Source organism: Pseudomonas sp. NPDC090755, from assembly GCF_044769005.1.
GTDB lineage: Bacteria > Pseudomonadota > Gammaproteobacteria > Pseudomonadales > Pseudomonadaceae > Aquipseudomonas.
On the sequence record NZ_JBIVXC010000002.1, the window covers coordinates 116,807 to 135,953 of the forward strand.

The window sequence follows — 19,147 nt, forward strand, 5'->3', positions numbered from 1 at the left end:
CCGTCATGGGCGACGAACACTTCACCGTGCTGGAACGGGCTCATGGTGCCCGGGTCGACGTTGATGTACGGGTCCAGCTTGAGCATGGTGACCTTGAGCCCCCGCGCCTCCAGGATGGCCGCCAATGAAGCCGAGGCAATGCCTTTCCCCAATGAAGAAACAACACCGCCCGTGACGAATATGTAGCGCGTCATGAAAAACCCTAGAAGTCTGCGTTAAAGCGGTCTGCGCCGCCGGGGAAAGCGAAGGAAGGCCGAAGCCCCCGATCACCTGCGTCAATCACAGTGCATCTTAAAAAACTGCCGCGCCTGGACAGACCGGGGGTAAAAAACCCGGTAAGGAGCTCGCTAAACATTTTTAGAATCGCCCAGCAAAAAACTGCTTGGTAATCGGCAACTCCTGTGATTTCGGGGAAGCCACAGAAGCTGTATCAAGAAGGGAGCGTAGTCTACCCGAATGTGCCTTTCATCTCAAACCTTGCGCGCTCGTCGGTACACACCAGTGCAATTGCCAGTCGCCCTGGCTCAGGCCTGGCAGGTTGGCCACGGCCAGCAACCGATCACCGCAATAGAGCAGCGGCAGGCGCGAGCGGACGAACTGCGGAACCTGCAGCTCGTTGAGCAGGCGCTTGAGGTCACGCTGGCCACGACCGCTGGTCGAAAGGCGTTCGCCGCCCTGGCGGTAGGCGATATGCAAGGGCCCCTGCGGCAACGTGCCGCTGAGGGTGACGCTGCCATTGTGACCCAATTCAAGCGACCTGACCGGATCCGGCCATACCTGTTGCCCGGCACAAGCCTTCAGCCAGTCGCCAGCCAGCCACCAGATGCGTTCGTTGCTGCGATGCAGCTCGCCGTCGGTCAGCCCCCACATCGGCCGTCCGTCGGGTGCGGCGTCGCGCAGGCTTTCCCAACCGGCCCAATGGCGGGTATCGGGCAGGCGGGTTCGTTGCGCCAGCCAGTACTGCAAGGCGTTGCGCTGGCGCGCGGGAGAAAGCCCGCGCAGCACCTCCAGGTCCAGCGAGGCCAGCGCCAACCAGTCGAAACCGCAAGGCGTCGCGGCACGGGCCAGGTCCTCGCAGGCCACCTCATCCAGAAGCCCCTGGGCCTCGCCCAGGTGCTGCGCACTACGCGCCAGGCTCTGTGCGGCCTGGGGCCAGCGCGGCAACAACGCCGGAAAGACCTGGTGACGGAGGTAGTTGCGCGAATAGTGCGTGTCGCTGTTGGACGGGTCTTCAATCCAACCCAGTCCATGAGTGTCGGCATAGGCTTGCACGTCCCGGCGCGGGACATCAAGCAAGGGGCGAACCAGCACGCCCTGCCCCAGCGGGCGCTGCCCGGGCATCGCACCCAACCCGCGCAGGCCGGAGCCTCGCAGCAGGCGAAACAGCAGGGTTTCGGCCTGGTCTTCGCGATGCTGGCCGGTGAACAGGACTTCGCCAGGGCTCAAGGCATCGGCAAAGGCGGCGTAGCGTGCCTCACGGGCGCCCTGTTCGATGCTGGCGCAGGCGGCGACCTTGACCCGAATGATCTGCAACTCGACGCCCAGATCGTCGCACAGGCGCTGGCAATGGGCCGGCCAGGCGTCAGCCGCGGCTTGCAGGCCGTGGTGGATGTGGAGGGCGCGAATCGGGGGGAGCGGGTGCTTGCGTGACAGGCTTGTCAGCACGTGCAGAAGGACCGTGGAGTCCAGGCCGCCGGAGAGGGCGATGCACCAGGCGGGGGCCTTGAGCCAGGGGGTAAGCCTTGCGTGAAGATCGATCATCGGTAGCGCCTCTATGGCGAGCGCCTTGCGCTCGATCGCAGGCTTCGCCAGCTCCCACAAGGTTGATTGTGGGAGCCGGCAGCGCCGGCGATGGGTTGCACAGCAACCCCGACAGCTGACCTCAGATCAGAGCCCGTAGCTCATCAGACGGTCATAACGGCGCTTGAGCAGCGCGTCGTTGTCGAACTTCTTGAGCATGTCCAATTGTTCGATCAAGTCGCTGCGGATGCTTGCCGACATTTTTGCCGGATCGCGATGGGCGCCGCCCAGTGGCTCGGCGATGACCTTGTCGACGATGCCCAGGCCCTTGAGGCGCTCGGCGGTGATACCCATGGCTTCGGCGGCATCGGCAGCCTTCTCGGCGGTCTTCCACAGGATCGAGGCGCAGCCTTCCGGCGAGATCACCGAGTAGGTGGAGTACTGCAGCATGTTCAGCTGGTCGCACACGCCGATGGCCAGCGCACCACCGGAACCACCCTCACCGATGACGGTGGCAATGATCGGGGTTTTCAGGCGGGCCATGACCCGCAGGTTCCAGGCGATGGCTTCGCTCTGGTTGCGCTCTTCAGCGTCGATGCCCGGGTAGGCGCCCGGGGTGTCGATGAAGGTCAGGATCGGCATCTTGAAGCGCTCGGCCATTTCCATCAGGCGACAGGCCTTGCGGTAGCCTTCAGGACGCGGCATGCCGAAGTTGCGGCGGACCTTCTCGCGCACGTCACGGCCTTTCTGGTGACCGATGACCATCACCGGCTTGTCGTCCAGGCGGGCGATGCCACCGACGATCGCGGCGTCGTCGGCAAAGTGGCGGTCGCCGTGCAGTTCATCGAACTCGGTGAAGATGTGGTCGATGTAGTCCAGGGTGTACGGACGACGCGGGTGACGGGCCAGGCGGGCGATCTGCCAGCTGGTCAGGTTGCCGAAGATGCTTTCGGTCAGGGTGCTGCTCTTGTCTTGCAGACGGCCGATTTCATCGCCGATGTTCAGCGAGTTGTCATTGCCGACCAGGCGCAGCTCTTCGATCTTGGCTTGCAGGTCAGCAATCGGCTGTTCGAAATCCAGGAAATTCGGGTTCATAGGCATCCGTCTTGGGTCTACGGCCAGGCGGCCGGCCGGTTGATCCGTGTGGCGCCCTACCTTAAGGGATCAGGCGCATTCAGGTCGAGATTAAAAATTCATCGATATTGCAAAAAGACGTTCTCACGCCCGAACTGGTCACGCAGGGCCTGAATCAGGCCATCAGCCGGGTCGATACTCCAGCTTTCGCCGAACTGCAGCATGGCCCTGGCATCGCTGCCGGTGTACTCCATGGTAATCGGACAGGCGCCGCGATGGCGCTTGAACAGCTCGCCCAGCCAGTTCAGCCGGTCGCCCTTGAGGGCGTCGGCATGGACCTTCAGGCGCAGGCTTTCGGCCAGATTGGTGCGGGCATCTTCCATGCTCATCACCCGTTTGACCCGCAGGCGCAGGCCGCCGGAGAAGTCATCGTTGCTGACCTCGCCCTCGACCACCACCATCGCGTCGGTCTGCAACAACGCCTGGTTGGCCATGAAGGCATCGGCGAACAGTGACGCCTCGATACGCCCGGAGCGGTCGTCAAGGGTGACAAAGCCCATCTTGTCGCCCTTCTTGTTCTTCATCACCCGCAGGGCAATGATCATCCCGGCCACGGTCTGGGTGTCGCGCGCCGGTTTCAGGTCGATGATGCGCTGGCGGGCGAATCGGCGGATCTCGCCTTCGTACTCGTCGATCGGGTGACCGGTCAGGTACAGGCCCAGGGTGTCTTTTTCGCCGCGCAGGCGCTCTTTGAGCGTCAGCTCACGGGCCTTGCGGTGGTTGGCGTAGACGTCGGCGTCTTCTTCGACGAACAGCCCGCCAAACAGGTCCGCGTGGCCGCTGTCGGCGGTGCGTGCGGTTTGCTCCGCCGCCTTGATCGCCTCTTCCATGGCCCCCAGCAACACCGCCCGGTTGCGGTCGATATTGGCCTGGTAGGCCTTGAGCTCGTCATGGAAGAACGGCCCCAGGCGGTCCAGGGCGCCGCTGCGCACCAGGGCATCGAGGGTACGTTTGTTGATGCGTTTGAGGTCGACCCGCTCGCAGAAGTCGAACAGGTCCTTGAACGGACCGGCCTGGCGCGCTTCGACGATGGCCTCCACCGGCCCCTCGCCCACGCCCTTGATCGCACCCAGACCGTAGACGATACGACCGTCATCGTTGACCGTGAACTTGAAGTCGGAGGTGTTCACATCCGGCGCATCGAGGCGCAGCTTCATGCTGCGTACTTCCTCGATCAGGGTCACCACCTTGTCGGTGTTGTGCATATCCGCCGACAGCACCGCCGCCATGAACGGCGCCGGGTGGTGGGTCTTGAGCCAGGCGGTCTGGTACGACACCAGGCCATAGGCGGCGGAGTGGGATTTGTTGAAGCCGTAGCCGGCGAATTTTTCCACCAGGTCGAAAATGTTACCCGCAAGGTCGCCATCGATACCGTTGCTGGCACAGCCTTCAATGAAGCCGCCACGCTGCTTGGCCATTTCCTCGGGCTTTTTCTTACCCATGGCCCGACGCAGCATGTCCGCACCACCGAGGGTGTAGCCGGCCATGACCTGGGCGATCTGCATCACCTGTTCCTGGTACAGGATGATGCCGTAGGTCGGCGCCAGAACTGGCTTGAGGCCATCGTACTGGTAGTCGGGGTGCGGGTAGGCCAGCTCGGCGCGGCCGTGCTTGCGGTTGATGAAGTCATCCACCATGCCCGATTGCAGCGGACCGGGGCGGAACAGCGCTACCAGTGCGATCAGGTCTTCCAGGCAGTCGGGCTTGAGCTTTTTGATCAGCTCCTTCATGCCCCGCGATTCGAGCTGGAACACCGCCGTGGTTTCGGCCTTTTGCAGCAGCTCGTAGGTTTTCTTGTCATCCAGCGGGATGAAGTCGATGTTCAGGTCATCCAGGCCTTTCTTGGCCTGTTCGCGGTTGATGGTCTCCATCGCCCACTTGATGATGGTCAGGGTCCGCAGGCCCAGGAAGTCGAACTTCACCAGGCCCGCGGCTTCGACGTCATCCTTGTCGAACTGGGTTACCAGGCCGCCGCCCTCTTCATCACAGGCGATCGGCGAGAAGTCGGTGAGTTTGGTCGGGGCGATGACCACACCACCGGCGTGCTTGCCGGTACCCCGGCAGACGCCCTCGAGCTTGAGGGCCATGTCCCAGATTTCCTTGGCGTCCTCGTCGCTCTTGAGGAAGTCGCGCAGTACTTCCTCCTGCTCGTAGGCCTTCTCCAGGGTCATGCCGACTTCGAACGGAATCATCTTCGACAGACGGTCGGCCAGGCCGTAGGACTTGCCCTGGACCCGCGCCACGTCACGCACCACCGCCTTGGCGGCCATGGTGCCGAAGGTGATGATCTGGCTCACCGCATTGCGCCCGTAGGCGTCGGCCACGTACTCGATCACCCGGTCGCGACCGTCCATGCAGAAGTCGACGTCGAAGTCGGGCATCGATACCCGTTCCGGGTTGAGGAAACGTTCGAACAGCAGGTCATAGGCCAGCGGATCGAGGTCGGTGATCTTCAGCACGTAGGCCACCAGCGAGCCCGCACCCGAACCCCGGCCCGGCCCTACCGGCACGCCGTTGTTCTTGGCCCACTTGATGAAGTCCATAACGATCAGGAAGTAACCGGGGAAGCCCATCTGGATGATGATATCCAGCTCGAACTTCAGGCGATCGAGGTAGACCTGGCGCTTTTCTTCGTAGTTGGGCGTGGTGTCCTTGGGCCAAAGCACGGCCAGGCGCTCTTCCAGGCCTTCATGGGACACATGCCGCAGGTAGTCGTCGATGCCCATGCCGTTGGGCGTCGGGAAGTCGGGCAGGAAGTGCTTGCCCAGCTGAACCTGGATGTTGCAGCGCTTGGCGATCTCGACGGTGTTGGCAATGGCGTCGGGCAGGTCGCTGAACAGCTCGGCCATTTCTTCCGGGCTTTTCAGGTACTGCTGGTCGCTGTAGTTGCGCGAACGGCGCGGGTCGTCCAGGGCCCGGCCCTCGCCGATGCACACGCGGGTTTCGTGGGCGTCGTAGTCCGACTGCTTGATGAAGCGCACATCGTTGGTCGCCACCAGCGGCGCGCCCAGCTTGTCGGCCAAGGCCACGGCGGCGTGCAGGTATTCTTCGTCGCCGGCACGGTTGGTGCGCTGCACTTCGACGTAGAAGCGCTCGGGGAACATCGCCATCCAGTCGCGCAGCAGCGTTTCGGCTTCATCGGCATTGCCATTGAGCAAAGCCATGCCGATATCGCCTTCCCGTGCCGCCGACAGGGCGATCAGGCCTTCGCTGGCCGGAGCGATCCACTCGCGCTCGATGATCACCAGGCCATTGCGCTGGCCATCGACCCAACCCCGCGAGATCAACTCGGTGAGGTTGCGATAACCCTTGGCGTCCATGGCCAGGAAGCAGATGCGCGACAGCGGCGCATCCGGATCACCGTTGCTCAGCCACAGGTCGGCGCCACAGATCGGCTTGATCCCGGCGCCCATGGCGTTCTTGTAGAACTTGACCAGCGAGCACATGTTGCTCTGGTCGGTGACCGCCACGGCGGGCATGTTCATCGACGCCAGTGCCTTGCCCAGCGGCTTGACCCGCACCAGGCCATCGACCAGCGAGTATTCGGTGTGCAGGCGAAGATGAACGAAAGAAGCCGACATGATGATCCTATAGCAGCACAAAACAACAAGGCCCGGATTGTACCGGGCCTTGATCAAAACATCAGCCAGCGCAGGGCGATCCTGACTGCTGACACCCGCCGCCAGCCGTCAGGCCAGGGCAAACCCGCCGCCCAGGGCTTCCCGGGCCTCATACGCCGCCCGCACCGGTGCGAACGAGCGCCGATGAATCGGCGTAGGCCCCAGGCGCGCCAGCGCTTCGAGGTGGGTGGGCGTCGGGTAGCCCTTGTGGCCGCCGATGCCATAACCCGGGTAGATCAGCTCGAACGCAGCCATCTCACGGTCACGGGTGACCTTGGCCAGGATCGAGGCCGCGGCAATCGCCGGCACCTTGCTATCGCCCTTGACCACCGGCTCACAGGGCACCGCCAGCTTGGGGCAGCGATTGCCATCGATCAGGGCCAGCTTGGGCGTAACGCTCAAGCCTTCGACCGCACGCTGCATGGCCAGCATGGTGGCATGCAGGATGTTCAGTTCGTCGATCTCTTCGACCTCGGCGCGGGCGATGCAGAAGCTCAGGGCCTTCTCGCAGATTTCGTCGAACAACTTTTCACGGCGCGCTTCGGTGAGCTTCTTGGAGTCATTCAAGCCAAGGATCGGCCGCTGCGGATCGAGGATCACCGCAGCGGTCACGACTGCGCCGCACAGCGGACCACGGCCGACTTCGTCGACGCCGGCAACCAGGTCGTCGACCAGGGTAAAGTCCAGTCCCATTTGCATCTATCGGCTTTCCAGCAGGGCCAGCACCGCTTCGGCTGCCTGGTTGGAGGCATCGCGGCGCAGGGCACGGTGAATCTGGTCAAAGCCTTCGGTCTGCTGCGCCCCGCCTGCGACCAGTGGCGCCAGGGTGCGGGCCAGGGCGTCGGGGGTGGCGGCATCCTGCAGCAACTCGGGTACCAGCATGCGCTGGGCCAGGAGGTTGGGCAGCGACACGTAGGGGCTTTTGACCAGTCGTTTGAGAATCCAGTAGGTCAGCGGTGCCAGGCGGTAGGCGACCACCATCGGGCGCTTGAACAGCAGCGCTTCCAGGGTCGCGGTGCCCGAGGCGATCAGTACCGCATCACAGGCAGCCAGCGCCTGGTGCGAGCGACCGTCGAGCAGGGTCAGGGGCAGGTCGCGACCTGTCAGCATCTGATCCAACTGGGCACGACGCTCGGCATTGGCGCAAGGCGAAATGAATCGAACCCCCGGCACCAGGGCCTGCAACTGCTGGGCGGTGTCGAGGAACAAGGCCCCCAGGCGCCCGACTTCGCCTCCCCGGCTACCGGGCATCAAGGCTACCAGCGGTCCGTCACCCAGCCCCAGCTGCTCACGGGCAGCCGTACGATCGGCTTCAAGCGCAATACTGTCGGCCAGCGGGTGACCGACAAACCGCACCGGCACGCCCTGCTCTTCGTAGAACCTGGCCTCGAAAGGAAACAGGGTCAGCATCAGGTCGCAGCCTTCGCGGATCTTCAGCACGCGCTTCTGCCGCCAGGCCCAGACCGACGGGCTGACGTAATGCACGGTCTTGATCCCGGCCTTGCGCAGGTTCAGCTCGATATTGAGGGTGAAATCAGGGGCATCGATGCCGATGAACACATCCGGGCGCTCTTCGATCAGCGTCTGGATCAGCAATTTGCGCCGCTTGAGCAGCTCGCGCAGGCGCCCCAGCACCTCGACCAGGCCCATGACCGCCAGGCGCTCCATGGGGAAGTACGAGACCAGCCCTTCAGCCTGCATCAGCGGCCCGCCGACACCGATAAAACGCACCTGGGGATGGCGCGCCTTGAGCGCACGCATCAACCCGGCACCCAGGATATCGCCGCTGGCCTCACCCGCCACCAGCGCTACACAGAGTTCAGCCATGATCAGCGCGTGATGCCGCGGGTGGAGTTCTGGATCGACTTGAGGAACACGTCGACTTCAGGGAATTGCGATGCCGGCTCGGCCAGGTCGGCAATGGCCTGTTCGACTGTCAGCCCCTGGCGATAGACCACCTTGTAGGCGCGACGCAGGGCGTGGATGGCGTCTTCGCTGAAACCCCGGCGACGCATGCCCTCGAAGTTCATGCTGCGTGCTTCGGCAGGGTTGCCGAACACGGTGACGAAGGCCGGTACGTCCTTGCCAATGGCGGTGCCCATGCCGGAGAAGCTGTGGGCGCCGATATGGCAGAACTGATGCACCAGGGTGAAGCCGGAGAGGATCGCCCAGTCGTCGACATGCACATGGCCGGCCAGGGCAGTGTTGTTGACCAGGATGCAATGATTGCCAATGACGCTGTCGTGGCCGATATGGGCATAGGCCATGATCAGGTTGTGATCGCCCAGGGTGGTTTCCGAGCGATCCTGCACGGTGCCACGGTGGATGGTCACGCCTTCTCGGATGACATTGTGATCGCCGATCACCAGTCGCGTCGGTTCACCCTTGTACTTGAGGTCAGGGGTGTCTTCGCCTACCGAGGAAAACTGGTAGATCCGGTTGTGCTTGCCGATACGGGTCGGACCCTTGAGGATCACATGCGGACCGATGACGGTCCCCTCCCCGATCTCGACATCCGGACCGACGATAGACCAAGGGCCGACCTCGACACCGTCAGCAATCTTTGCCGAAGGATCGATGATTGCCCGAGGGTCAATCAAACTCATAGTTTACGTTCCGCGCAGATGATCTCGGCCGAGCATACCGGCTTGCCGTCGACCGACGCCTGGCATTCGAACTTCCAGATCTGGCGCTTGCAGCTGATGAACTTGGCTTCGAGGATCAGCTGGTCGCCCGGCAGCACCGGCTGGCGGAAGCGCAGCTTGTCGGAGCCGACGAAGTAGTACAGGGTACCGTCCGCTGGTTTCACGTCGAGCATCTTGAAGCCAAGGATACCGGCCGCCTGGGCCATGGCTTCGATGATCAGCACGCCCGGCATGATCGGGTGCGCAGGGAAGTGACCATTGAAGAACGGTTCGTTGATGCTGACATTCTTGTAGGCACGAATGCGCTGGGCCTCGACATCCAGGTCCACTACCCGGTCCACCAACAGGAACGGGTAACGGTGAGGCAGGTATTCGCGAATCTCGTTGATGTCCATCATTTCGGGGGGAAGCCTGTAGTAAAGATAGGGAGCGCCCGCTTTTGCCCGGCGCTCCTTTTGCAAATCAAAAGAGCCAGCCTTCGGCTATTCACTCTCGATCAGGAAATGGTATCAGCCTTCTGATGAAGGCTGGCCGCCCGAGGTCACGACCTCGACACGCTTTTCCAACTGTTGTAGGCGTTTCGCCATCTCGTCGAGCTGGCGAATCCGCGCGGCGCTCTTGCGCCATTCACCCAGCGTCTGCATTGCCGTACCGGAAGAGTAGGCCCCGGGCTCGGTGATCGAGCGGGTGACCATGGTCATGCCGGATACGAAAACGCCGTCGCAGACATCGATATGCCCAACCATGCCGACACCGCCGGCGATGGTGCAATGCTTGCCGATCCTGGTACTGCCGGAAATGCCGACACAGGCGGCCATGGCCGTGTGATCGCCGACCTGCACGTTATGGGCGATCTGGATCTGGTTGTCCAGCTTGACCCCGTCGCCAATCCGCGTGTCGGCCAGCGCGCCACGGTCTATCGCGGTGTTCACGCCGATTTCGACATCGTCACCGATGCTCACGCCGCCGATCTGGGCGATCTTCTGCCAGACGCCCTTCTCATTGGCAAAACCGAAGCCTTCACCGCCAATCACCGCACCGGACTGGATCACCACCCGCTTACCGATACGCACATCGTGATACAGCGTTACCCGTGGCGCGAGCCAGCCGCCCTCGCCGATCACGCAACGCGCGCCGATGAAGCAGTGGGCACCGATGGTCACGCCCGGGCCGATCTGCGCACCGCTCTCGATCACCGCAAAGGCGCCGACACTGGCACCGGCATCCACCTGCGCATCGCTGGCAACCACGGCGCTGGGATGAATTCCCGCTACAGCCCTGGGCTTTGGATCGAACAGGTGGGAGATGCGTGCGTAGGCGAGGTACGGATCGGGAACGATCAGTGCGTTGCCGGCAAACCCTTCGGCATCGGCAGCCTTGAGCAGCACGGCGGCCGCATGGCTGCCTTCGAGGTACTTGCGGTACTGGGGGTTGGCAAGAAAGCTCAACTGCCCCGCGCCAGCTTCCTGAAGGGTCGCCAGACCGGTGATTTCCAGCTCCTCGGGGCCCTTGAGGGTGGCCCCGAGGAACTCGGCCAGCTGACCGAGTTTCATGGTCGCAGTCATAATCAACGGGACTGGTTCATGCGCTCGATGACCTGGCGGGTGATGTCGTACTGAGGTTTGACATCAATGACCGCGCCACGCTCGAGAACCAGGTCGTAACCGCCTTTCTTGATCACTTCTTCAACGGCGCCATCCAGCTTCGGCTTCAGTTGCTTGAGCATTTCACGGTCGGCAACGGCCTTGGACTCGTTCAACTCCTTGGACTGGAACTGGAAGTCACGGGCTTTCTGCTTGTATTCAAGCTCCAGACGCTCGCGCTCTGGCTGGGCCATCTTGTCGCCACCGGCACGAATGCGGTCGGCGATGCCCTTGGCGCTGCTTTCCAGGTTCTTCAGCTTGGTCAGTTGCGGACCGAACTTCTTCTCGGCGTCGACGGCGTACTTTTTGGCCGCGTCCGATTCCAGCAGGGCCATCTGATAGTTCAGGACGGCGATTTTCATTTCGGCGAAAGCCGGGGTTGCGACCAGGGCCGCAGCCAGTACTGCCAGTTGGGTCAACTTACGCACGATGCACTCCTACAGAATCCGTTGTCGTTAGCAAGGGGCAGACCTTAGAAGGTCTGGCCCAGAGAGAATTGGAACACCTGGGTATCGGCTTCGTCCGGCTTCTTGACCGGCATGGCCAGGCTGAAGCTCAGCGGGCCCAGCGCGGTAATCCAGGTGACACCCAGGCCGACGGAGCTGGCCAGGCCCGACAGGCCGACCTTCTCGCAATCCGGCTTGGAGCCGCAGTTGGTGTCGAACACGTTACCCACATCCCAGAATACCGACGTGCGCAGCGAGCGTTGGTCCTTGACGAACGGCAGCGGGAACAGGACCTCTACACCACCCTGGACGAGAACGTTACCACCGAACGGCAGTGGATCCTGGTCCGGGTCGGCGAGGGTGCCCGGGTTATGACCGTCACTCGGGGTACTGCGAGGACCCAGGCTGCTGTCCTTGAAGCCGCGAACCGAGTTGAAACCACCTGCGAAGTAGTTCTCATAGAACGGCAGGCCGGAGGTACCGCCGAAACCGTCACCATAGCCCAGCTCGGTGTGCAGGCGCAGGGTGTAGTCGTTGGTGATCGGCTGGAACAGCTGGCCACGGTAGTCGAGCTTGAAGAACGACAGGTCGCTGCCCGGGGTGGTCGCCTCGAGCACCAGGCTCTGGGAATGACCACGGGTGGCCAGTACGCCCTTGTTCAGGGTCGACTCGGACCAGCCGGCGGAGGCCTTGAAGTTCAGGTACTTGTCGCCCTCTTCGTTGACGAAGTCGAAGATCTCGTCGACGGTGTAGGTACCGGTCTTGATCTCGTCCTGCTGGACGGTCAGGCCGAAGGTCAGGCGCGAGGTCTCGCTGATCGGGTAGCCGATGTTGACACCGGCGCCCAGGCTGTCGACCGCATAGCTGGCCACGTCGACGTCGAGGTCGTCGTAGTCGGTGGTGCGATAGAAGGCGCTGTAGCCCAGGCTGACGCCGTCGGCAGTCCAGTAGGGGTCCACGAAGCCGAAGTTGTAGCGGCTCTGGTATTCACTGCGGGTCAGGCCGATGGACACCTTGTTACCGGTACCCAGGAAGTTGCTCTGGCTGATCGAACCACCGAGGATCAGGCCGGCGCTCTGGGCGAAACCGACACTGGCGGTGATCGAGCCGGAAGCTTGTTCCTCGACGCTGTAGTTGACGTCGACCTGGTCGTCGGTGCCCGGAACAGCCGGGGTCTCGACGTTGACTTCCTTGAAGAAGCCCAGGCGCTCCAGACGGGTCTTGGACTGGTCGATCAGGTAGGTCGAGGCCCAGCCGCCTTCCATCTGGCGCATTTCGCGGCGCAGCACTTCGTCTTCGGACTTGGTGTTGCCACGGAAGTTGATACGGTTGACGTAGGCACGCTTGCCCGGATCGACCACGAAGGTGATGTCGACGGTGTGGTCCTGGTCGTTCGGTTGTGGCACGCCGTTGACGTTGGCGAAGGTGTAGCCTTCGTTACCCAGGCGGCGGGTGATCAGCTCGGAGGTAGTGGTCATCACCTTGCGCGAGAACACCTGGCCAGGTTGCACCAGCATCAGCGACTTGACCTGGTCCTCCGGCACCTTCAGGTCACCGGAAAGCTTCACGTCACGAACGGTGTACTTCTCGCCTTCGTTGACGTTGACGGTAATGTAGACGTGCTTCTTGTCCGGGGTGATCGACACCTGGGTGGAGGCGATGTCCATGTTGATGTAGCCGCGGTCCAGGTAGTAGGAACGCAGGCGCTCCAGGTCACCGGAGAGTTTTTCGCGGGCGTACTTGTCGTCGTTCTTGAAGAACGACAGCCAGTTGGTGGTCTTGAGCTCGAACAGGCCGCTCAGGTCTTCGTCGGGGAAGACGGTGTTGCCGACGATATTGATGTGCTGGATGGCAGCAACGGTGCCTTCGTTGATCTTGATCTTCAGGCCTACGCGGTTGCGCGGCTGCGGTACGACTTCGGTATCGACCTCAGCCGAGTAGCGGCCCTGGGCGACGTACTGGCGCTGCAGTTCGTTACGCACGCCTTCGAGGGTCGCGCGCTGGAAGATCTCGCCTTCGGACAGGCCGGACTGTTTCAGGCCCTTCATCAGGTCTTCGGTGCTGATGGCCTTGTTGCCTTCGATTTCGATGCTGGACACCGAAGGACGCTCGACCACGGTAATGATCAGGACGTTGCCATCACGGCCCAGTTGGATATCCTGGAAAAAACCGGTCTTGAACAGGGCGCGGGTGGACTCCACCAGGCGACGATCATCGGCCTCGTCGCCGACGTTCAATGGCAAGGCGCCAAATACACTGCCTGCGGAGACCCGCTGCAGACCATTGACACGGATATCGGAGATGGTGAAGGACTCGGCGTGAACTTCAGCGATCATCAGTGCGGCGAGAACCGCAGTTAGCAGCAGACGTTTCATGAAGTCCTTTCTTATTCCAACTGGCAATAAACGACCCGCCGCGGTACGCGGAAGGTTCGCAATTGAGCGAAGCTTTACAGTCGACCCAAATCGTTTATCAGGGCAAGCAACATCACCCCGACTACCAAACTGATACCGATCTGGATCCCCCAACCTTGCACCCGATCCGAAAGCGGACGGCCACGCGCCCACTCGATCAGGTAGAACAGCAAATGCCCCCCATCCAGTACAGGAATGGGCAGCAAGTTAAGAACCCCCAGGCTAATGCTCAGGTAAGCGAGGAAATTCAGGAAATCTCCAACGCCCGACTGGGCTGAAGCGCCCGCCACTTTAGCAATGGTTATCGGTCCGCTCAAGTTTTTTACCGAGAGCTCGCCGAACAGCATTTTCTTCAAGGATTCGAGGGTCAGGACACTCATGTTCCAGGTCCGCGAAAGCCCCTCGCCAACGGCCTCGAGGGGGCCGTAACTGACCTCGCGAAGCATGGCATCCGGCCATTTCACAGGCTTGACGCCAGCCCCCAGGTAACCGCTGACCGACTTGCCTTCACCACGGCTGGCCAGGGTGACCGGCACGTCCAGGGTGGCGCCATCACGCTCGACCCGCAGGACGATTTTGCTACCGGCTCGACTACGCACGTTATCGACCACTTGTTGCCAGTCGTTGAGCGGCTTGCCATCGAGGGCCAGCAGGCGGTCACCGCTCTGCAATCCTGCTGCCTTGGCCGGCCCCTTGGGGTCCAGCTCGGCCAGTACCGGCGGCAGCGCCGGACGCCACAGGCGCAAGCCCAGGGAACGGATCGGATCAGGCTCGTCGGCGCCCTTGAGCCAGTTGTCGAGGGTCAGCACATGGGCGCTGTCGACTGTCGCCCCCTCTTCACGCACATTGATATGCAACTGTCCGCTTTCGCCCAGGCGACGGATCAACTGCAGGTTGACCGCGGACCAGCCGCTGGTTGCCTTGCCATCAATGGAAACAATTTCCTGGCCGGCCTTCAGGCCTGCCGCCTCGGCCACACTGCCCGCTTCGACCGCGCCAATGACCGGACGTTCCTGCTGGGTACCGAGCATGGCCAGCACCCAGAAAAACAGGATGGCCAGAAGAAAGTTGGCCACAGGCCCCGCCGCCACGATCGCGATGCGCTGGCGTACCGATTTGCGGTTGAAGGATTGATCGAGCTGGTCGAACGGCACTTCGCCTTCGCGCTCGTCGAGCATCTTGACGTAGCCGCCCAGCGGAATGGCCGCCACCACGAACTCGGTGCCGTGACGGTCGTGCCAGCGCAGCAGCGGCATGCCGAAGCCGACGGAAAAACGCAGCACCTTGACGCCGCAACGCCGGGCCACCCAGAAGTGGCCGAATTCGTGAAAGGTGACCAACACACCCAATGCCACCAGGGTGCCGATAATCATGTAGAGCGCACTCATATCTTTCTCCGAATGACGTTCAGCCCAGCCAGGCGCCCGGCCTCAGCGCCCTTGATGATTCAACCACTGCCCAGCCAGCTGGCGGGCGCGTTGGTCGGCGGCAAACACGGCGTCGAGGGTCGGCACGGCAACGACCGGCTCCTGCTCGAGTACTCGTTCGATCATACTCGCGATCTCGGGGAAGCGGATGCGCCGCTCAAGAAATGCCTGGACGGCCACCTCGTTGGCGGCATTGAGCATCGCCGGCGCACTGTTGCCGGCTTCGGCCACCTGACGCGCCAGGCGCAGGCAGGGAAAACGCTGTTCATCCGGCGCCTGGAAGTCCAGACGCGCCACCGCGAACAGATCCAGCGGTGCAACACCGGAGTCGATCCGCTCTGGCCAGGCCAGGGCGTTGGCGATCGGCGTACGCATGTCCGGGTTGCCCAACTGGGCCAGTACCGAACCATCGATATAGTCGACCAGCGAATGGATCACGCTCTGGGGATGAACCACCACTTCGACCTGAGCCGGACGCGCATCGAACAGCCAGCAGGCCTCGATCAGTTCCAGGCCCTTGTTCATCATGCTCGCCGAATCCACCGAGATCTTGCGCCCCATGGACCAGTTGGGGTGGGCGCAGGCCTGCTCCGGGCTGACCTCGGCCAGCTCGGCCAGCGGCGTTTCGCGAAACGGCCCGCCAGAGGCGGTCAGCAGGATACGCCGCACGCCCACCCGGGACAGGCCACTGGCGTAGTCAGTGGGCAGGCACTGGAAGATCGCATTGTGCTCGCTGTCGATCGGCAGCAGCACCGCGCCGCTGCGCTGCACCGCCTGCATGAACAGCGCGCCGGACATCACCAGCGCTTCCTTGTTGGCCAGCAGTACTTTCTTGCCCGCCTCCACTGCCGCCAGGGTCGGGCGCAAGCCGGCTGCGCCCACGATCGCCGCCATCACGGCATCGACTTCGGTGGCAGCCGCCACCTGGCACAACCCTTCTTCACCTTCGAGCACCTCGGTGGCCGAACCGGCCGCCGCCAGGCCCGCGCGCAACTGCTGCGCGGCTGCCGCCGAAGGCACCACGGCGAACACTGGCGCATGCCGCAGGCACAGGGCAAGCAGCTCCTGGATCCGTGAATAGCCACTCAGGGCGAACACCTGGTAGCGCTGCGGATGCCGGGCAATCACATCCAGGGTGCTCAAGCCGATGGACCCGGTGGCACCCAGCACGGTAATACGTTGTACGCTGCTCACATCACGCCCCAGTTAGCTGCCCACAGCAGCACGGCAAACAGCGGAATGGCAGCGGTCAGGCTGTCGATGCGGTCCAGCACACCACCGTGACCCGGCAGCAGGTTGCTGCTGTCCTTGATCCCGGAGCGACGCTTGAACATGCTTTCGGTCAGGTCACCGACCACCGACACCAGCACCACCACGGCGGCCCCCAGCAGCCCCAGCAGCATCTGCCCGATGCCCCAGTCGCGATTCAGGCCGACGGCGGCGGTAATCGCCAGGCTCAGCGCCAGGCCACCGTAGACGCCTTCCCAGCTCTTGCCCGGGCTGACCTGGGGCGCCAGCTTGCGCTTGCCGAAGGCCCGGCCGGAGAAGTAGGCGCCGATATCGGCCCCCCAGACCAGCACCATGACCGCCATGATCAGCCAGTTGCCCAGCGGCCAGTGCTTGAGCAGCACCAGGCCCTGCCAGGCCGGCAACAGGATCAACAGGCCGATCAGCAGGCGACAGGCCACGCTGGACCACAACTCGCTGCTGCGCGGATACGTCAGCACCAGCCAGGTGGCCAGGCCCCACCACAACACCGAAGCACCCAGCACCCAGGGCGCCAGGTCCGGCATCAGGTAAAGCAGCATCAGCAACCCGGCCACCACGGCGGCATAGGCAATGCGCACAGGCTGCGCGACCAGGCCCGCCAGGCGCGCCCACTCCCAGGCGCCCAGGGTGACCACCAGGCCGATGAACAGGGCGAAATCACCACCATCGAGGAGGAAAAAGCCGCCCAGGGCGATCGGCAACAGGATCAGCGCAGTGATGATGCGTTGTTTGAGCATTAAGCACGGGCTCCAGCTTCGACCTGCTCGCTGGTTTTCCCGAAGCGGCGCTGGCGCGAAGCGTAATCGGCCAGCGCATTGCGCATGGCCTCGTGTTTGAAGTCCGGCCAGAACAGGTCGGAGAAGTACAGTTCGGCGTAGGCCAGCTGCCACAACAGGAAGTTACTGATGCGGTGCTCGCCGCCGGTACGGATGCACAGGTCGGGCAGCGGCAGATCGCCCGTGGCCAGGCACGTCTGCAGCAGCTCGGGGGTGATGTCGTCCGGACGCAGGTGACCGGCCTGAACCTCGCGCGCCAGGCGCTGGGCGGCCTGGGCGATATCCCACTGGCCGCCATAGTTGGCGGCGATCTGCAGGATGAAGCGGTTACTGCCTGCGGTCAGCGCTTCGGCCTCGCGCATGGCGGCCTGCAGCTCGGGGTGAAAGCGCGAGCGATCCCCGATGATGCGCAGGCTGATGTTGTTGTCGTTGAGGCGCTTGGCTTCCCGGCGCAGGGCCGAGAAGAACAACTCCATCAACGCACCGACCTCGTCGGCCGGTCGTTGCCAGTTTTCGCTGGAGAAGGCGAACAGGGTCAAGACCTCGACCTTGGCCTCGGCGCACACCTCGATGACTGCGCGCACCGCATCCACGCCGGCCTTGTGCCCGGCGACACCGGGCAACAGGCGCTTCTTCGCCCAGCGATTATTCCCGTCCATGATGATCGCGACATGGCGCGGTACCGACGGGGACACACCCTGTTTGGTCTTTTCCATTGAAAAAAGTCCCGACCCTTAAACGGCCATCAGGTCCTTTTCTTTTGCTTCGAGCGCCTTGTCGACCTCGGCCACGAACTTGTCGGTCAGCTTCTGCAGCTCGTCGGCGGCGCGACGCTCTTCGTCTTCGCTGATTTCCTTGTCCTTGGACAGTTTCTTCAGGTCAGCCAGGGCATCACGGCGAACGTTGCGCACGGCAACCTTGGCATCTTCGGCAACGCCACGGGCCTGCTTGGTGTAACCCTTGCGGGTTTCCTCGGTCAGGGCGGGCATCGGTACGCGAATGGTGGTACCGGCGCTGCTTGGGTTCAGGCCCAGGTCGGAGGTCAGGATGGCCTTCTCGATGGCAGCGCTGAGGTTCTTGTCGTGCGCGACGATCTTCAGGGTACGAGCGTCCTCGACGCTGACCGCGGCAACCTGGTTCAGCGGCATCTCGCTACCCCAGGCCGTCACCTTGACGCTGTCCAGGATGCTCGGGTGAGCGCGACCGGTCCGGATCGAAGCCAGGTTGCGACCCAGCGCCTCGATGGACTTGCCCATGCGCTCTTGAGCGTCTTTCTTGATATCGTTGATCATTCTTCGCCTTCCTCGATCAGAGTTCCTTCAGCGCCGCCCACTACGATGTTCAGCAAAGCGCCAGGCTTGTTCATGTTGAATACCCGCAATGGCATCTTGTGGTCACGGCACAAGCAGATTGCGGTCAGGTCCATCACACCGAGTTTGCGGTCCAGTACTTCATCGTACGTCAGACGGTCGAACTTCTCAGCATGCGGGTCCTTGAATGGGTCGGCAGTGTACACGCCATCGACCTTGGTCGCCTTCAGCACCACATCAGCATCGATTTCGATGGCGCGCAGGCAGGCTGCGGAGTCGGTGGTGAAGAACGGGTTGCCGGTACCGGCAGAGAAAATTACCACATCACCGGAGTTCAGGTGACGGATGCCTTTGCGGCGGTCGTAATGATCGGTCACACCGACCATGGAAATCGCCGACATGACGATAGCCGGGATGTTCGAACGTTCCAGGGCGTCGCGCATGGCCAGGGCGTTCATTACGGTGGCCAGCATACCCATGTGGTCGCCAGTGACGCGATCCATGCCGGCAGCGCTCAGGGCGGCGCCACGGAACAGGTTGCCACCACCGATCACCAGGCCGACCTGGACGCCGATGCCGACCAGCTGGCCAACTTCCAGGGCCATGCGATCCAGGACTTTCGGGTCGATCCCGAACTCTTCCGAGCCCATCAGGGCCTCGCCGCTAAGTTTGAGCAAAATGCGTTTATAGCGAGGTTGACGACCACTCACCTGCTGAGCCATT

At 62.7% G+C, this 19,147-nt stretch carries 16 protein-coding genes and 1 pseudogene; all 17 read right to left on the minus strand.

Going from position 1 to position 19,147, the window contains the following annotated elements:
• Positions 1–194: pseudogene (gene pyrG / locus ACIQUS_RS04415) on the minus strand (CTP synthetase); the annotation flags it as partial.
• Positions 195–465: 271 nt separating this feature from the next.
• Positions 466–1,761 carry a tRNA lysidine(34) synthetase TilS gene (gene tilS, locus ACIQUS_RS04420; RefSeq protein WP_403043377.1) on the minus strand — a complete coding sequence of 432 codons (1,296 nt, stop codon included), beginning with the start codon at positions 1,759–1,761 and terminating at the stop codon, positions 466–468.
• A 126-nt stretch (positions 1,762–1,887) separates the two neighbouring features.
• The gene (locus ACIQUS_RS04425) at positions 1,888–2,835 is read right to left on the minus strand and encodes an acetyl-CoA carboxylase carboxyltransferase subunit alpha (protein WP_403043379.1); all 948 of its coding nucleotides are present in this window, start codon (positions 2,833–2,835) and stop codon (positions 1,888–1,890) included.
• A gap of 98 nt (positions 2,836–2,933) precedes the next feature.
• Entirely contained in the window at positions 2,934–6,455 is a 3,522-nt protein-coding gene (gene dnaE / locus ACIQUS_RS04430) for a DNA polymerase III subunit alpha (RefSeq protein ID WP_403043381.1), read from the minus strand.
• A 108-nt stretch (positions 6,456–6,563) separates the two neighbouring features.
• Positions 6,564–7,193, minus strand: a complete 630-nt coding sequence (gene rnhB, locus ACIQUS_RS04435; protein ID WP_403043384.1) for a ribonuclease HII — start codon at positions 7,191–7,193, stop codon at positions 6,564–6,566.
• Positions 7,194–8,321 carry a lipid-A-disaccharide synthase gene (gene lpxB, locus ACIQUS_RS04440; protein WP_403043387.1) on the minus strand — a complete coding sequence of 376 codons (1,128 nt, stop codon included), beginning with the start codon at positions 8,319–8,321 and terminating at the stop codon, positions 7,194–7,196.
• A gap of 2 nt (positions 8,322–8,323) precedes the next feature.
• Positions 8,324–9,100: an acyl-ACP--UDP-N-acetylglucosamine O-acyltransferase gene (gene lpxA, locus ACIQUS_RS04445; protein WP_285862645.1), complete on the minus strand. Its 777-nt coding sequence runs from the start codon at positions 9,098–9,100 to the stop codon at positions 8,324–8,326.
• Entirely contained in the window at positions 9,097–9,537 is a 441-nt protein-coding gene (gene fabZ, locus ACIQUS_RS04450) for a 3-hydroxyacyl-ACP dehydratase FabZ (protein WP_038613986.1), read from the minus strand. Before fabZ ends, lpxA begins: the two co-directional genes overlap by 4 nt.
• 111 nt (positions 9,538–9,648) lie before the next feature.
• Positions 9,649–10,704: a UDP-3-O-(3-hydroxymyristoyl)glucosamine N-acyltransferase gene (gene lpxD, locus ACIQUS_RS04455; protein WP_403043392.1), complete on the minus strand. Its 1,056-nt coding sequence runs from the start codon at positions 10,702–10,704 to the stop codon at positions 9,649–9,651.
• 2 nt (positions 10,705–10,706) lie between these two features.
• Positions 10,707–11,210, minus strand: a complete 504-nt coding sequence (locus tag ACIQUS_RS04460) for an OmpH family outer membrane protein (RefSeq protein ID WP_285862649.1) — start codon at positions 11,208–11,210, stop codon at positions 10,707–10,709.
• Positions 11,211–11,254: 44 nt separating this feature from the next.
• Positions 11,255–13,603, minus strand: coding sequence for an outer membrane protein assembly factor BamA (gene bamA, locus ACIQUS_RS04465; protein ID WP_403043396.1), 2,349 nt, complete (start codon positions 13,601–13,603; stop codon positions 11,255–11,257).
• A gap of 74 nt (positions 13,604–13,677) precedes the next feature.
• Entirely contained in the window at positions 13,678–15,030 is a 1,353-nt protein-coding gene (rseP, locus tag ACIQUS_RS04470; RefSeq protein WP_403043398.1) for an RIP metalloprotease RseP, read from the minus strand.
• A 42-nt stretch (positions 15,031–15,072) separates the two neighbouring features.
• Positions 15,073–16,263 carry a 1-deoxy-D-xylulose-5-phosphate reductoisomerase gene (ispC, locus tag ACIQUS_RS04475; protein ID WP_403043401.1) on the minus strand — a complete coding sequence of 397 codons (1,191 nt, stop codon included), beginning with the start codon at positions 16,261–16,263 and terminating at the stop codon, positions 15,073–15,075.
• Complete coding sequence (locus ACIQUS_RS04480; RefSeq protein ID WP_403043404.1) at positions 16,260–17,075, minus strand: phosphatidate cytidylyltransferase; 816 nt, start codon at positions 17,073–17,075, stop codon at positions 16,260–16,262. The genes ispC and ACIQUS_RS04480 overlap by 4 nt, the downstream gene beginning before the upstream one ends.
• Entirely contained in the window at positions 17,075–17,830 is a 756-nt protein-coding gene (uppS, locus tag ACIQUS_RS04485) for a polyprenyl diphosphate synthase (RefSeq protein ID WP_285862654.1), read from the minus strand. The genes ACIQUS_RS04480 and uppS overlap by 1 nt, the downstream gene beginning before the upstream one ends.
• An 18-nt stretch (positions 17,831–17,848) precedes the next feature.
• Positions 17,849–18,406, minus strand: coding sequence for a ribosome recycling factor (frr, locus tag ACIQUS_RS04490; protein WP_403043407.1), 558 nt, complete (start codon positions 18,404–18,406; stop codon positions 17,849–17,851).
• The gene (pyrH, locus tag ACIQUS_RS04495) at positions 18,403–19,146 is read right to left on the minus strand and encodes a UMP kinase (protein WP_285862656.1); all 744 of its coding nucleotides are present in this window, start codon (positions 19,144–19,146) and stop codon (positions 18,403–18,405) included. The genes frr and pyrH overlap by 4 nt, the downstream gene beginning before the upstream one ends.
• Position 19,147: the final 1 nt, after the last annotated feature.

Excerpts from the sequence above, each read along its gene's own strand:
- bamA (WP_403043396.1), bottom strand. The coding sequence starts at position 13,603 with ATGAAACGTCTGCTGCTAACTGCGGTTCTCGCCGCACTGATGATCGCT.
- ACIQUS_RS04480 (WP_403043404.1), bottom strand. The coding sequence starts at position 17,075 with ATGCTCAAACAACGCATCATCACTGCGCTGATCCTGTTGCCGATCGCC.
- rseP (WP_403043398.1), bottom strand. The coding sequence starts at position 15,030 with ATGAGTGCGCTCTACATGATTATCGGCACCCTGGTGGCATTGGGTGTG.
- tilS (WP_403043377.1), bottom strand. The coding sequence starts at position 1,761 with ATGATCGATCTTCACGCAAGGCTTACCCCCTGGCTCAAGGCCCCCGCC.
- rnhB (WP_403043384.1), bottom strand. The coding sequence starts at position 7,193 with ATGCAAATGGGACTGGACTTTACCCTGGTCGACGACCTGGTTGCCGGC.
- fabZ (WP_038613986.1), bottom strand. The coding sequence starts at position 9,537 with ATGATGGACATCAACGAGATTCGCGAATACCTGCCTCACCGTTACCCG.
- uppS (WP_285862654.1), bottom strand. The coding sequence starts at position 17,830 with ATGGAAAAGACCAAACAGGGTGTGTCCCCGTCGGTACCGCGCCATGTC.
- frr (WP_403043407.1), bottom strand. The coding sequence starts at position 18,406 with ATGATCAACGATATCAAGAAAGACGCTCAAGAGCGCATGGGCAAGTCC.
- pyrH (WP_285862656.1), bottom strand. The coding sequence starts at position 19,146 with ATGGCTCAGCAGGTGAGTGGTCGTCAACCTCGCTATAAACGCATTTTG.
- ACIQUS_RS04425 (WP_403043379.1), bottom strand. The coding sequence starts at position 2,835 with ATGAACCCGAATTTCCTGGATTTCGAACAGCCGATTGCTGACCTGCAA.
- lpxB (WP_403043387.1), bottom strand. The coding sequence starts at position 8,321 with ATGGCTGAACTCTGTGTAGCGCTGGTGGCGGGTGAGGCCAGCGGCGAT.
- lpxA (WP_285862645.1), bottom strand. The coding sequence starts at position 9,100 with ATGAGTTTGATTGACCCTCGGGCAATCATCGATCCTTCGGCAAAGATT.
- lpxD (WP_403043392.1), bottom strand. The coding sequence starts at position 10,704 with ATGACTGCGACCATGAAACTCGGTCAGCTGGCCGAGTTCCTCGGGGCC.
- dnaE (WP_403043381.1), bottom strand. The coding sequence starts at position 6,455 with ATGTCGGCTTCTTTCGTTCATCTTCGCCTGCACACCGAATACTCGCTG.